Origin of the sequence: Advenella alkanexedens (assembly GCF_019132845.1) — a bacterium.
In the GTDB taxonomy this organism is placed as follows: domain Bacteria; phylum Pseudomonadota; class Gammaproteobacteria; order Burkholderiales; family Burkholderiaceae_B; genus Advenella; species Advenella alkanexedens.
The window spans coordinates 153,629-166,514 of record NZ_JAHSPR010000002.1; the positions used below are offsets into that span (position 1 = coordinate 153,629).

11 protein-coding genes are annotated in these 12,886 nt (G+C 51.2%); 6 read left to right on the top strand and 5 right to left on the bottom strand.

Annotated features, from left to right (window positions below; all coding sequences use genetic code 11):
- Nucleotides 1–2: 2 nt before the first annotated feature.
- Both KU392_RS03180 and KU392_RS03185 read right to left on the bottom strand, forming a co-directional pair.
- Nucleotides 3–1,133: a glycosyltransferase gene (locus KU392_RS03180; protein ID WP_217734547.1), complete on the bottom strand. Its 1,131-nt coding sequence runs from the start codon at nt 1,131–1,133 to the stop codon at nt 3–5.
- 125 nt (nt 1,134–1,258) lie between these two features.
- Nucleotides 1,259–2,578, bottom strand: a complete 1,320-nt coding sequence (locus KU392_RS03185; RefSeq protein ID WP_217734548.1) for a hemolysin family protein — start codon at nt 2,576–2,578, stop codon at nt 1,259–1,261.
- A gap of 208 nt (nt 2,579–2,786) precedes the next feature.
- Here KU392_RS03185 and KU392_RS03190 point away from each other — a divergent pair, with 208 nt between their 5' ends.
- The gene (locus KU392_RS03190) at nt 2,787–4,772 is read left to right on the top strand and encodes an acyltransferase family protein (protein ID WP_217734549.1); all 1,986 of its coding nucleotides are present in this window, start codon (nt 2,787–2,789) and stop codon (nt 4,770–4,772) included.
- A 10-nt stretch (nt 4,773–4,782) separates the two neighbouring features.
- Here the strand turns inward: KU392_RS03190 and KU392_RS03195 are convergent, their stop codons facing one another.
- On the bottom strand, nt 4,783–5,658 hold the full coding sequence (locus KU392_RS03195) for an acyl-CoA thioesterase (RefSeq protein ID WP_217734550.1): 876 nt from the start codon (nt 5,656–5,658) through the stop codon (nt 4,783–4,785).
- A 328-nt stretch (nt 5,659–5,986) separates the two neighbouring features.
- Here KU392_RS03195 and KU392_RS03200 point away from each other — a divergent pair, with 328 nt between their 5' ends.
- Nucleotides 5,987–6,955 carry a Bug family tripartite tricarboxylate transporter substrate binding protein gene (locus KU392_RS03200; protein ID WP_169293452.1) on the top strand — a complete coding sequence of 323 codons (969 nt, stop codon included), beginning with the start codon at nt 5,987–5,989 and terminating at the stop codon, nt 6,953–6,955.
- Nucleotides 6,956–7,000: 45 nt separating this feature from the next.
- Here the strand turns inward: KU392_RS03200 and KU392_RS03205 are convergent, their stop codons facing one another.
- On the bottom strand, nt 7,001–7,486 hold the full coding sequence (locus tag KU392_RS03205; RefSeq protein ID WP_169293453.1) for an acyl-CoA thioesterase: 486 nt from the start codon (nt 7,484–7,486) through the stop codon (nt 7,001–7,003).
- Nucleotides 7,487–7,598: 112 nt separating this feature from the next.
- Here KU392_RS03205 and KU392_RS03210 point away from each other — a divergent pair, with 112 nt between their 5' ends.
- Nucleotides 7,599–8,285: a YggS family pyridoxal phosphate-dependent enzyme gene (locus tag KU392_RS03210; protein WP_169293454.1), complete on the top strand. Its 687-nt coding sequence runs from the start codon at nt 7,599–7,601 to the stop codon at nt 8,283–8,285.
- 6 nt (nt 8,286–8,291) lie between these two features.
- Here KU392_RS03210 and KU392_RS03215 read toward each other — a convergent pair whose 3' ends face one another.
- The gene (locus tag KU392_RS03215; RefSeq protein WP_169293455.1) at nt 8,292–8,960 is read right to left on the bottom strand and encodes a Crp/Fnr family transcriptional regulator; all 669 of its coding nucleotides are present in this window, start codon (nt 8,958–8,960) and stop codon (nt 8,292–8,294) included.
- Nucleotides 8,961–9,161: 201 nt separating this feature from the next.
- Between KU392_RS03215 and KU392_RS03220 the strand changes: the two genes are divergently transcribed.
- From KU392_RS03220 to KU392_RS03230, 3 genes are read left to right on the top strand one after another with little or no spacing between them, the layout of a single operon-like run.
- Entirely contained in the window at nt 9,162–11,135 is a 1,974-nt protein-coding gene (locus KU392_RS03220; protein ID WP_217734551.1) for an AMP-dependent synthetase/ligase, read from the top strand.
- A 2-nt stretch (nt 11,136–11,137) separates the two neighbouring features.
- Nucleotides 11,138–11,932 (top strand): ABC transporter ATP-binding protein, encoded by a 795-nt coding sequence (locus KU392_RS03225; protein WP_169293456.1) that lies wholly within the window; start codon nt 11,138–11,140, stop codon nt 11,930–11,932.
- A gap of 7 nt (nt 11,933–11,939) precedes the next feature.
- Complete coding sequence (locus tag KU392_RS03230) at nt 11,940–12,869, top strand: branched-chain amino acid ABC transporter permease (RefSeq protein WP_169293457.1); 930 nt, start codon at nt 11,940–11,942, stop codon at nt 12,867–12,869.
- Nucleotides 12,870–12,886: the final 17 nt, after the last annotated feature.

The window sequence follows — 12,886 nt, forward strand, 5'->3', positions numbered from 1 at the left end:
TATCATGGCGCTAAGGTCAGGCCCAAAGCCTGCCGGTAAGTGTTCAGGGTTTTGTGGGCAAAGGTGTCCAGGTTAAAGTGCTGTTCGGCCGTTTGGCGGCTGGCCATCGAAACTTCATGAAGCAGCGCTGGGTTATCCAGAATTTCCTGTAGCAGTGTTTGCAAGGCCTGCGGGTCTTTGGTCGGTACAATCCAGCCGTCTTTGCCATGCTGTATGTTTTCGGGCAGGCCACCGGCGTTGCTGGCAATGGTGGGCAGGCCCAGGGCCATGCTTTCACGGCAGGCAAAAGACAGCGCTTCTTTGTGTGACAGTACAAAGCCCAGGTCACAGGCCGCCAGAATATCCCGCACATCGTCAACCAGGCCCGGGAAAACCAGTTGCTGTTCCATACCCAGGGCTTTGACCCGGTTCATTTTTTCTTCGTTGGGCGGGTCACCGGCCATGATAATGCGGCAGCGGTTTTTAAGGTGTTCGGGCAGTTGCGATACGGCCTGCACCATTTCCAGCCAGCCTTTTTCATAATCGGTGCCACCGGTGCTGCCCAGTAATATTAGCCCGGTATTTGCGGCTTCGTTACCCAGCAAGGCCTGGCGGCATTGTTGTTTATGCCGGGCACTGGCGGGTGCAAAATACCAGGTGTCTATGCCATGGTGAATCATGTCCAGCGGGATGGCCGCATAGGGCGAGTTTTTGAACATGTCCGCCACAAAGCGGCTCACTGCAATGATGCGGTCGGTAGCCAGTTTGGCCCTTAGTGTGTGCCCAAAACTGCCCACGGGGTGGTCATTGTGTTTGGTAAAGATGATTTTAGGGCGGTGCCGCAGCCCCAGGCAGGCCAGCATGACATGGCGGTGGTCGGCCGAGGCATTCACATGAATAATGTCAAAGTGTTCCTGTTGGATCAGCTTTCTGAGTTGCTTTATTTCGGGCAGGAGCTTGCCAATGCGAGAGTTGAAGCTCTGGTCGATGACCCGTACATTGGGAACTGCCTGGGCAAAGCGGTACAGGCGGCTGGTGCCGGGGGTGGCCACGAAGCATTCATGTTCAGGCGCCAGCTGGCCCAGTAGGTTGAGAATATACGTGGCATGCCCGCCGCCATTGCGTTTGTGGAAATTGGTAAACAGGATTTTCATTGTTTTAACTTTTGATCACGATTTGTTCCCACGCGCCGCGTGGGAACGCGTATGCATACGCAGGCGTTTCCACAAAGAAGGAAAATTCCCCTCTGCGCAGGGGGGGGCGCATAGCACCGGGGTGGTTACTCACCATCAAACGTACTGTCATCGCTGTCAACAACGATTTCAGACACCAGCACCCGGTCAATACGGTGCTTGTCCATGTCCACGACTTCAAATTTGTAGTTTTCCCATTCCACGCTTTCGGTTTCAGTGGGAATGTGCCCCAATTGGTGCATGATGAAGCCGGCGATGGTGTGGTAGTCCTCGTCTTCCTCTTCGGGAAATCTGACTGAGGAAGAAAAAATTTCACGGAAGCGGTCCAGTGAAACACCGCCATCCAACAGCCATGAGCCATCCTTGCGTTGAACGGCATCGGAAACATGATTTTCATTGATAGGAATCGCGTGGCCAACCAGTACTTTCAGGATGTCGCGCAGGGTCACCACGCCTTCGACCTCGCCATATTCATTAATCACCACGGCAATTTCAGAGCGGTTTTTTTGCAGGGCCTCCAGCAAGTCCATGGCGCTAATGGTTTCGGGTACATACAGGGCCGTTTTGGTAATGGCCTGGATGTTGATTTGTTGCTGCTTGATTTGTTGTTCGAACAGACTGCCGGCATCTACAATGCCAATAATATTGTCCAGCCCACCCTGACAGACGGGAAAGCGGGAGTAGGGACTGTTGGCAATGCGTAGCAGGGTTTCTTCCAGCGGCGCATTCAGGTCTATGTAGTGAATGTCCGAGCGTGGTGTCATGATGGTGTTAATGTGTTTGTCGTCCAGTTGCAGGGCGCGTGCCACAATGTCGTGTTCGGTTTTTTCAAACAGGCCGGCGGTGGCGCCTTCCTTTAACATGCCGCTAATGTCTTCTTCGGTTAATGAGCTGTTTTTGCTTTGGTCCAGCCGCAAAATTTTCATGAGAAAATCGGTGGAAAACGACAAAACGGCAACAAAGGGTGACACGATACGTGACAGCCAGGTCATGGGCACCGAGATAAACATGGCCACCGCTTCAGGGTATTGCATGGCAATACGCTTGGGCACCAGTTCGCCCAGAATCAAGGAGGCATAGGTAATGCCAATCACCACAGTTGCCAGTGAGAGCTCATAGGCATAGCTGCTAATGGGTTGAATATTCAGGAAAAAAGGAGTAAGTCTGGATACGATTGAGGCCTCACCGAAGGCACCGTTAAAAATCCCGATAAGGGTGATACCAATTTGCACGGTAGAAAGAAAACGGCTTGGGCTGTCTGACAGCTTCAGGGCGGCCGCGGCGCTTTTGCTGCCGTTATCGGCTTTGTTTTGCAGGCGAATGCGTTTGGATGAAACAATGGCGATTTCCGACATTGCGAAAAGACCATTGACTAGAATGAGTCCTAAAATGATAAGGATATCCATGACTTGTGGGCGGCGTGCCGCTTTAAACTCCTGTAATTTAAAAAATTATTTTACAGGTTTCGGGTAAATTTCGGGGGCTGAAGAAGTTTTCTGATATTTAATTGTCTTTGTTTGAGGCAGGATAAATTGTTCTAACCAAATTTTGCCCTTTGTAATATGGGTTAAGATATCTTTCTTTACTGTTGCTGTTTTTTGGGTGTTGGGCACTATGTCTTTGCTTGTTCCGGTTCATGAGGCTCCCCGTGCCGGCTACCAGCCCGAGGTGGACGGGTTGCGCGCTGTTGCCGTGATGGCGGTTTTGTTTTTCCATGCCGGGTTTACTGTCTTTGGAGGCGGTTTTACAGGCGTTGATGTTTTTTTTGTGATTTCAGGGTATTTAATTACCCGCATCCTCATCGATAATTGCCAGGCTGGTTCCTTCAGCTTTGCCCGGTTTATGGCACGGCGAATTGCGCGTTTGTATCCGGCCCTTTTATTGACCCTGGTATTGTGCCTGGCTCTGGGCTTTCTTGTTTTTTCTCCGGGTGATTATATTGCATTGGCAGAGTCAACCATTTATGCCTTTTTTTCTATTTCCAATATCAAGTTTTGGCTGGGTGCGGGGTATTTTGATACGTCTTCAGAAACCAACCCCTTGCTGCACACCTGGTCATTGGGGGTAGAGCAGCAGTTTTACCTGGTTTGGCCGTTTATTGTTTATGGTACTTGCCGGCTGAATGCCCGCTGGTTACCCTGGGTGCTGGCATTAACCGGACTGCTTTCCCTGCTGGCTTCACAGTGGTATACGCAGGTGGATCCTTCCGCCAATTATTTTCTGACACCCTTCAGGGTGTTTGAGTTTGCCATTGGCGGTTTGCTGGTGTTTGCGGTACGCCGTTTTGTGTTGGCCAATATCTGGCAGGAATTGATCATGCTGGCGGGTCTTGCGCTGCTGGCATGGGGGGTGTTCGTGTTTGATAAAACCACTGCTTTTCCGGGGTTTAACGGTCTGGTGCCCGCCTTGGGGGCGGCTTTGTGTATTTTTGCCAGTGGTGCCCGTTATACCGGCTGGCTGCTCAGAAACCGTTGGGTGGTATTTATCGGGCTGATTTCCTATTCGGTGTATTTAATTCACTGGCCGCTGATTGTTTTTTATAAGTATTATATTTATCGTCCCTTGATGCCCGTAGAACAATGGGCTCTGGTGATCGTGCCGCTGTTTTTGGGTTATGCCATGTATGTACTGGTTGAAAACCGTTTCCGACGCATGAATTTGTCCAGCTGGTATTTCAAGGAAATATTGCAGCGGGCAGGGGTTGTGGCGGTGGTATTGCTGCCGGCATTTTTTATTCTGACGCAAAATGGCATGCCTTTCAGGATGAATACGCAGTTTTCCCAGCATACTTTTGATTCCCCGCGTTTTCACGAAGAGCAGTATGGGGGTGCCGGATACGGGATGGGCAGTCAAACGCTTGGCGATCCCCGGGCCCTGTTTCATGAGGCGGTTTTTCTGGGGGACAGTTATGCACGGCAGTTTGCCTATGGGCTAGACCAGGTGTTGGCCGGGCAGGGCGTAAAAATAGACACTTCCTTTGAAGATGGCTGTTTTTTTGGTCCGGGTTACACCCGCATTCTGGACGGTATTGCCCGCCAGGATTGCCAGGACAGGCTTGATTATGCCTTGCACACCGCTTTCACGAACCGGATTCCCCTGATCTATGCAATTAGCTTCCGTAATTACCAAAATACCTTGGGTACCACCGATGGTGAGCGGGTTCGCCTGACGGATGATGCGTACTTACGCTTTTTGCAAGCCAATTTTGATGCCATCCATGAGCGTATTGGCCTGGATAACAAGTTGATTATTATCGGTACCCCGCCCGGGGCGGGTTCGCAGGCGGGCTTGTCTTCCTGTGTGGACAGGCCGGCCTATTTACCACTGACTTGTGCCAGATATCTGACATTGCCCCGCGAAAAAGGCAATGCCTGGCACATTAACCAAATGCTGGCTGAATACGCCCGCTCTCGTTTTAATGTGATTTTTATTGATCCTTATGACATTTTGTGTGGTGAACAGCTGTGCCAAACCATGCAGGCGGGACGCTTCCTGTATTCGGACGGTACACACCTGTCACGCGATGGCTCTTTGCTGGTTAGCCAGGAGATGGTGACAGCCTTGCTGCGTGAATGGGGCTTTGCCCCAGACACGGAATAAAGTGTTTCGTTCAGGTTTTTGCAGGCACTTTTCTAATAAGGCCTTCTTGCGCACAAGAGGCAACCAGATGGCCATGGCGATCAAAGATATTGGCCCGGCAAAAGCCCCTGGCATTACTGGCACTGGGTGATTCCAAGGCATACAGTAACCAGTCATTCATGTTTATCGGCCGGTGAAACCACATGGCATGGTCGATACTGGCCATTTGCAAGGAGGGGTTGAGGAAGGATTGCCCGTGTGGTAACAAAGCCGTATCCAGCAAGTGCAAGTCAGAGGTGTAGGCCAGCATGGATTTATGCAGCAGCGGGTCTTCGGGCAGCGAGCCATTGACCTTGAACCAGACGTGAGAATAGGGGAGATGCGCGCCTGGATTCAAAAGGTTGATGGGGTTAACCGGACGAATGTCCAGAGGGGGGGCTTGCATGGCGCGCTCTGCCATTGTGGGTGGTAATTCGTTGGCAATGGCCCGGAATAGCTCCACTTCGCTTTGCAGGCTGGTGGGCGATGGTACGGTTGGCATGGTGGCCTGGTGTTCAAACCCCGGTTCAGCGGCCTGAAAGCTGGCTGACATGAAGAAAATGGGTCGTTCACGCTGGATCGCCACTACCCGGCGCGCCGAGAAACTGCCCCCATCGCGGATGCGTTCCACTTCATAGCGAATAGGCTCATTGGTATCACCGGGCAGCAGGAAATATGCATGCATGGAGTGTGCTTCCCGCTTAGGGTTGGCGATAGTTCGGGAAGCGGCCATGAGTGATTGCCCCAGGACCTGGCCGCCAAATACGCGTCCTGAGCCAAAAAGGTCAACACTTTGACCAAGAAAGGTGTCTTTATCCAGTGAAGTCAGTTTGAGTTGTTCTGTCAGGGATGTAAGTGCTTGATTCATTGCCGAGTTTAATGAAATGGGAAATGCAGGAAGTGTAGCAGGTAATGGGGAGAATGTTGATGGGTGTGTCTGCCGGGTCGGCAGCCGTTAAGGTATTGCCGCTGTAAAATGAAAATAAAAGGGGTTTTGTAACTTTTAATGTAAGTTTTGGTAAATTGTAGTAAAATTGCTGCAAATTAATAAGTCAATAAATCAAGTGAAGTTTGCGCATTGTAAGTATGGTCTGTTTGCCCCTTGCTGCTATGGGGCAAATTTTTGTGTTCTCTGCTTAATTACTAATAGGCATCGTTATTTGTAACATGATCATGTATAAAGGGTTTATGCACTAATGCGTTGGTCGCTGTTGTCTGTGCTGGGTGTGCTGTCATTGGCAGGCCATGCCTGGGCAGATCATATTCATCCCGGTAAGGTTCAGTTTCCGCAGGTGTCAGTGGTGGCGGGTACCCAACTTTCCCAAAACCTTCACGATTTTGCTACGGTTTTTTCCCGTTTTGTACATGAAAAAACGGGTAGTAATGTGCAAATCATGCAAATGGCCGGGGAAAGCGGCATGATTGGTGCCGATTATGTCTCCCAGTCCGCGGATGACGGCAGTGTTTTTTTGTTTTCAACACACTCAACCCAAAGTGTTAACAGTATGTTGCAAAAAACAGTTTCCTATTCTCCTGAACAGGATCTGGTCAATGTTGGCATGATCGGTACATTTGGGGCTGCGCTGGTGGTGCCGGTCGACAGTCCATTCCGTACGTTTTCACAATTGCTGGATGCCATTCGTTTGAATCCGCCTGATTACCGTATTGGTTATTACAACAGTACCTCGCAGGTGGCGGCCGGTTTGTTCAATTATTATGCAGATGTGAATATAACCGTGATGCCTTATAAAAACCGGAGCCTGCTTTTGCATGAACTGGCGATTAATGGCATACAGTTTGCCTTCCTGGATGGTGCCTTTGTGCACGATTTGCTTAAAGAAAAAAAGATCCGTGTGTTGGCCATAACCGGAGATATCCCGGGTATTGATATGAATGAGGTTGATTTAACCGCAAAACTGCATCCGGACTTTGTCCTGGAGGGTTGGCTTGGTATGGCGGCCCCCAGAAATGTGCCTGGTGATGTGGTTTCCCGGATGCGTTCCGTGCTGCGCGGTGCCCTGGCCGATGCCCGTGTCAAGCAGGCCATGCAAAAAACAGGGCTGAAGCCTGTTGATAATGTTTGTCTGAATATAGAAAAATTCATCCAGCACGATACCGAGCGCTGGCGCAAACGTATTATGCTGGCTAAAATTACGCCCCGTTAGGTTGTGTGGCTGGCACGGCATATCAAATTTTTAAAACCGGCCGGCTTAGTTGTTTGCCCTGATCTCAGCGTGACGTTTTTCCATTTCCTGGCGCAGCTCGCGGCGTTGCTGCGCGGCAATGAAACGATGTTTTTCTTCTTCCGTTGAAGGAACAAGCTGGGGGACGGCGGTGGGTTTGCCATTGTCGTCAACCGCAATCATGGTGAAATAGCAGCTGTTGGTGTGGCGCACGAATTGCTCACGAATATTTTCCGTGACTACTTTTATGCCAATTTCCATGGAGGTCTTGCCGGTGTAGTTAACCGATGCGTAGAAATTAACCAGCTCACCCACATGAATGGGTTGACGGAACACGACCTGGTCCACCGACAGGGTAACGACATAAGAGCCGGCATATCGGCTGGCACAGGCAAAGGCCACTTGGTCAAGATATTTCAAAATGGTGCCGCCATGTACATTGCCGGCAAAATTGGCCATGTCGGGGGTCATCAGAATAGTCATGGAAAGTTGGTGTGGCTTGTTGTGGCTCATGTCGATATTGCAGAGGTGGTTTATTTGAAAATTGAATTATACTGAAATTATGGCAGGTGACCGGTGCTGGGGTAAAATTGACCCTGGTTTTTTTTCTACAGGAGCAGGGGTAATGCTGGCACAACGTTACAAAGAAGTTAAAGACAGGGTGGAGCAGGCCTGTATAAGGGCCGGTCGTGAGCCTGACAGTGTACGGATCTTGCCGGTCAGTAAAACCTTTGGCCCCGATGTATTGCAGGAAGCCATTGATGCCGGCCTGCGCCGTTTCGGTGAAAATAAAGTGCAGGAAATGAAGCAAAAGGCCGAAGTGTTTTCGGAGTATCCCATTGACTGGGTCATTATTGGTTATTTGCAAACCAACAAGGCCAAAGAGGTTGCCCGTTATGCGGCTGAAGTCCAGTCAATGGACCGTTTGGACCTGGCATTGGCCCTGGACAGGCGTCTGCAGCTTGAAAACCGCACGTTGGATGTGCTGGTTCAGGTGAAAACCAGCCCCGAGCAAACCAAGACAGGGATGCCTGCCGAAGCGGTTCCGGCCTTTTTGCAGGAATTGAAAGCCATATCAACCCTTCGTCCCATGGGATTGATGACGGTTGCGGAAAACAGCGACTCAGAGGCAGCGGTGCGTGCGTGTTTTTCTGCCTTGCGTCATCTAAGGCGGCAATGTCAGGATCTGACCGGTTTGGCGCTACCCACGCTTTCCATGGGCATGAGCGGAGATTTTGAATGGGCCATCCAGGAGGGCTCAACCGAGGTACGGATAGGCTCGGCCATTTTTGGTCACCGCAATTACGCTTAAGCCTGCTTAGCTGCCGTAGTTTTGCAGGCCTTCCAGGTCTTGTACACAGATGGCCCCGTATTCCACGCTTAACAGGCCGTCTGCTTCCAGTTTCTTAAGGGCCTGGTTGGCCCGCTGGCGCGAAACCCGGGCCAGGTAGCCCAATTCTTCCTGGGTAATTTCCATGCGGTTGCTAATGCCCGGATACAGGCGTGAATTGCATAGTTCGGCCAGACAGCGGGCAATCCGGGCATCGGCATTAAGCAGACGGTCGTGCTCGGCTTTGCCCACAAAGTGTCCCACCCGTTCGTTCAGCAGGTGCAGCAGGTAGCGGTTGAACGGGATGCTGTTGTCAAGCAGCCATTCAAATGTATGCACGGGCATTTTGGCAATGGTGGAATTGCGCAGTGCAATAATGTCATATTTGCGTGGTTCCTTTTTCAGCAGGCTGCCTTCACCCACCCAGCCCCCGGAAGGAATGCCAATGAGCGCCGCCACCTTGCCTTCGGCATTGCCCACCGAAATGCGGATCAATCCTTCAATAACGCCAATCCAGTGATCGGAAGACTCGCCCTTGCGCACAATCATGGCACCAGACGGATAGTGGTGGACTTTGATGTCCTGTTTGACCCGTTCTTGATGTTCGGGAGTAAGAAGGAGGAACCAGCTGGAGAAATGTGGAGCAAATTCAGTCATAAGGACTTACCCTAGAAGCGGTTGGAATGTCACCATAACGACAGTTAGATTACATTCAACAGGCTAACTTTGCAATACATTACAAAGAATAATTAAATAAGATTGATGTGTCCGGTTCTGTTATTTCCAATTTAAAGTTTTGTGGGCAATTCAACCAACCGGAAGCAATCATGCTAGAGACACAATATAAAAGGAGGCAACATGGCGTACGCTATGTCTGGTACAGGTTCGGAAACGGGCCTGGACACATTTCCTGCCTTGCTGTTGCATCACGCGAACGTTCGCGCTGATAAACCGGCATTGCGTGAAAAGGATTTGGGAATTTGGCAAACCTTAAGCTGGGCCCAGGTGGCCCGAGAGGTTCGGCAAACAGCCTGCGGCCTGGCCGCATTGGGTGTCAGGAAAAATGATCATGTAGCGGTGGTGGGTGAGAACCGTCCCCGCCTGTATATGGCCATGATGGCAGCCCAGTCGCTGGGGGCCATCCCGGTACCTATGTATCAGGATGCGGTGGCACAGGAAATGGTTTATGTGCTGCAAGATGCCGGAGTGCGGGTGGTGGTGGTTGAAAACCAGGAGCAGGTGGATAAAATGATCGAGATCCACGAACAGGTGCCTGATCTGGCCCATGTGGTCTACGATGATCCGCGCGGCCTGCGTCATTACACTGATGAATTGCTGCTGTCCTGGGAAAGCCTGCAGGAAAAGGGGCAAGAGTATGAGAGCGCCAACCCCGATTTTTATCTGGAAACCGTAAACAGTCTGTCGGCGGATGATACGGCGGCCATGTTTTATACCTCGGGTACCACCGGTAAACCCAAAGGAGTGGTGCTGACCCATCATGCCCTGATCGACCGGGCCCGTGTTATCCAGAGGCTTGAAAACCTGACCGACAAGGAAGAGGTGCTGGCTTATTTGCCACCGGCCTGGATTGGCCAGAACATGTTTTCCTATACCCAGTTGCTGGTGACCGGTTTTACCGTGAATCACCCTGAGTCACCCGCTACCGTGTCTATCGATATGCACGATATCGGCCCCACCTATTATTTTTCTCCACCACGGGTTCTGGAGGATTTGCTGACCCAGGTCATGATCCGGATGGAAGACGCTGGCCGCCTGAAAAAAACCATGTTCAAGTCATGTATGGCGCTGGCAAAGCGGGTGGGTACGCGTATCCTTGATAAAGAGTCGGTAGGTTTATGGGACCGTTTCAAATATATGCTGGGTGATGTGCTGGTGTATGGGCCGTTGCGTAATGCCTTGGGCATGAGCCGGGTGCGGGTGGCTTATACGGCCGGTGAGGCGATTGGTCCCGACCTGTTTTCTTTTTACCGATCTATCGGTATCAATTTAAAGCAATTGTACGGATCTACCGAAACCTCGGTGTTTGTGTGCGTGCAAAGTGATGGCAACGTGCGGGCCGATACCGTGGGGCCGCCCGTTGAAGGGGTGGAACTGCGGATTGCAGACAATGGCGAGGTGCAAATCAAAAGCCCGGGCCTGTTCAAGGAATATTATAAAAACCCCGAGTCCACCAAAGAGTCTTTTACCGAAGATGGCTGGTATCACACGGGTGATGCCGGGGTGATTGATGCCAATGGGCAGCTCAAGATTATTGACCGTGCCAAGGATGTGGGCAAGTTAAGCGATGGCCGCATGTTTGCACCCAAATATGTCGAAAACAAGCTGAAGTTTTTCCCGTACATCAAGGAAGTGGTGGCGTTTGGCGCCAATATGGATTTTGTGTGCGCCTTTGTGAATATAGACCTTGAAGCGGTGGCCAACTGGGCCGAACGTCGTGGCCTGGCCTATGCCGGTTATACCGACCTGGCTTCCAAATCCGAGGTTTATGACCTGATTGCCGATTGTATCAATCAGGTCAATATGGATGTGGCCAGTGATGAAATGCTGGCTGGCCTGCAAATTCACCGCTTCCTTATTTTACATAAAGAACTGGACCCGGATGATGGTGAGCTGACACGTACCCGCAAGGTGCGACGGGCATTTATTGCCGAAAAATACAAGGTTCTTATCGATGCCCTGTTTGAAGGCCGGCAACACCAGTTTATCGAGACCGAAGTCAAGTTTGAGGACGGGCGTACTGGCAAGATTTCTGCCGATCTGAAGATTGCCGAAGGCAAAGTGGTTGATGTCAAGATGAAGAAGGTTGCCTGAGAATGATGAACGAAAGAGAAAAGCAGATTGGTGATGTGATCCTGGATATGCAGGGTATTTCCCTGTCCTTTGGGGGTGTCAAGGCACTTACCAATATTTCATTTAATGTTAAAGAGCATGAGATCCGTGCCATTATCGGCCCTAACGGTGCCGGTAAAAGTTCAATGTTAAACGTGATTAACGGGGTGTATGTGCCACAGGAAGGTGGCATCCAGTTCAGGGGGAATCATTTCAACCGGATGACACCGCGCCGGGCTGCCGAAATGGGTATTGCACGCACTTTCCAGAACCTGGCTTTGTTCAAGGGGATGAGCGTGCTGGACAACATTATGACAGGCCGTAACCTGCGCATGAAAAGCGGCATCCTGTCACAGGCATTCCGGATTTTTGGTGCCGAAAAGGAAGAAATCAGGCATCGCGAGTTTGTGGAAAACATTATTGATTTCCTGGAGATTCAGGCTTATCGCAAAACCCCGGTCGGGCGTTTGCCTTATGGCCTGCAAAAAAGGGTCGACCTGGGACGGGCGCTGGCCATGGAGCCCCGCCTGCTGTTGCTTGATGAGCCCATGGCCGGCATGAATATTGAAGAAAAACAGGATATGAGCCGTTTCATTCTGGATGTGAACGATGAATACGGGACCACGATTGTGTTGATTGAGCACGATATGGGGGTTGTGATGGATATCTCGGATCGTGTCGTGGTACTGGATTACGGCAAGAAAATCGGCGATGGCACACCGGCCGAGGTTCGTTCAAATGAAGAAGTGATTCGTGCCTATCTGGGCGTAGAGCATTGAGGGCATTATGGGATATTTCTTGGAAACTTTGTTTGGTGGCCTGATGAGCGGCATGCTGTATGCCTTGGTCGGGCTGGGTTTTGTGCTGATTTTCAAGGCATCAGGGGTGTTTAACTTTGCCCAGGGAGCCATGGTACTGGTGGCGGCCTTGTCAATGGCACGGTTCTCAACCTGGCTGCCCCAGTGGCTGGGTTTTGAAAGCATGTGGCTGGCCAATATTCTGGCCTTCATCGTCAGTGCGGTGTTAATGGTGATTATTGCCTGGCTGGTAGAACGGCTGGTTTTGCGTCATCTGGTCAATCAAGAGGCCACCACCTTGTTAATGGCCACTTTGGGCATCAGTTATTTTCTGGACGGATTCGGTCAAACCCTGTTTGGCAGTTCGGTTTACACGATTGATGTCGGCATGCCCAAAGATCCGGCTTTTATCCTGGACAGTCTGTTCGAAGGCGGCATTTTAATCAATCTTGAAGACCTGACGGCGGCGGCGATTGCAGCAGCCCTGGTGGCAGCCCTGGCCTTTTTCTTTCAGTACACCTCTACCGGGCGTGCCTTGCGGGCGGTGGCTGATGACCATCAGGCGGCGCAATCCATTGGTATCCCCCTTAACCGGATCTGGGTCATTGTATGGGTGGTGGCAGGTATTGTGGCGCTGGTGGCGGGCATTATCTGGGGCTCCAAGTTTGGTGTGCAGTTTACGCTTTCCACTGCTGCGCTGCGGGCTTTGCCGGTGGTTATCCTGGGTGGGTTGACTTCGGTTCCCGGGGCCATTATCGGCGGGCTCATTATCGGAGTGGGCGAAAAATTATCGGAAGCCTACCTGGGTCCTTATCTGGGGGGGGGCATTGAAATCTGGTTTGCCTATGTATTGGCCCTGACATTCCTGCTGTTCCGTCCGCAAGGTTTGTTTGGTGAAAAGATTATCGACCGCGTATAGCGGGCAAGCGTAAAGGA

Coding starts and splice junctions, on each gene's coding strand:
- KU392_RS03200 (WP_169293452.1), top strand. CDS start 5,987: ATGCGTTGGTCGCTGTTGTCTGTGCTGGGTGTGCTGTCATTGGCAGGC.
- KU392_RS03215 (WP_169293455.1), bottom strand. CDS start 8,960: ATGACTGAATTTGCTCCACATTTCTCCAGCTGGTTCCTCCTTCTTACT.
- KU392_RS03220 (WP_217734551.1), top strand. CDS start 9,162: ATGGCGTACGCTATGTCTGGTACAGGTTCGGAAACGGGCCTGGACACA.
- KU392_RS03205 (WP_169293453.1), bottom strand. CDS start 7,486: ATGAGCCACAACAAGCCACACCAACTTTCCATGACTATTCTGATGACC.
- KU392_RS03210 (WP_169293454.1), top strand. CDS start 7,599: ATGCTGGCACAACGTTACAAAGAAGTTAAAGACAGGGTGGAGCAGGCC.
- KU392_RS03225 (WP_169293456.1), top strand. CDS start 11,138: ATGATGAACGAAAGAGAAAAGCAGATTGGTGATGTGATCCTGGATATG.
- KU392_RS03185 (WP_217734548.1), bottom strand. CDS start 2,578: ATGGATATCCTTATCATTTTAGGACTCATTCTAGTCAATGGTCTTTTC.
- KU392_RS03190 (WP_217734549.1), top strand. CDS start 2,787: ATGTCTTTGCTTGTTCCGGTTCATGAGGCTCCCCGTGCCGGCTACCAG.
- KU392_RS03230 (WP_169293457.1), top strand. CDS start 11,940: ATGGGATATTTCTTGGAAACTTTGTTTGGTGGCCTGATGAGCGGCATG.
- KU392_RS03195 (WP_217734550.1), bottom strand. CDS start 5,658: ATGAATCAAGCACTTACATCCCTGACAGAACAACTCAAACTGACTTCA.
- KU392_RS03180 (WP_217734547.1), bottom strand. CDS start 1,133: ATGAAAATCCTGTTTACCAATTTCCACAAACGCAATGGCGGCGGGCAT.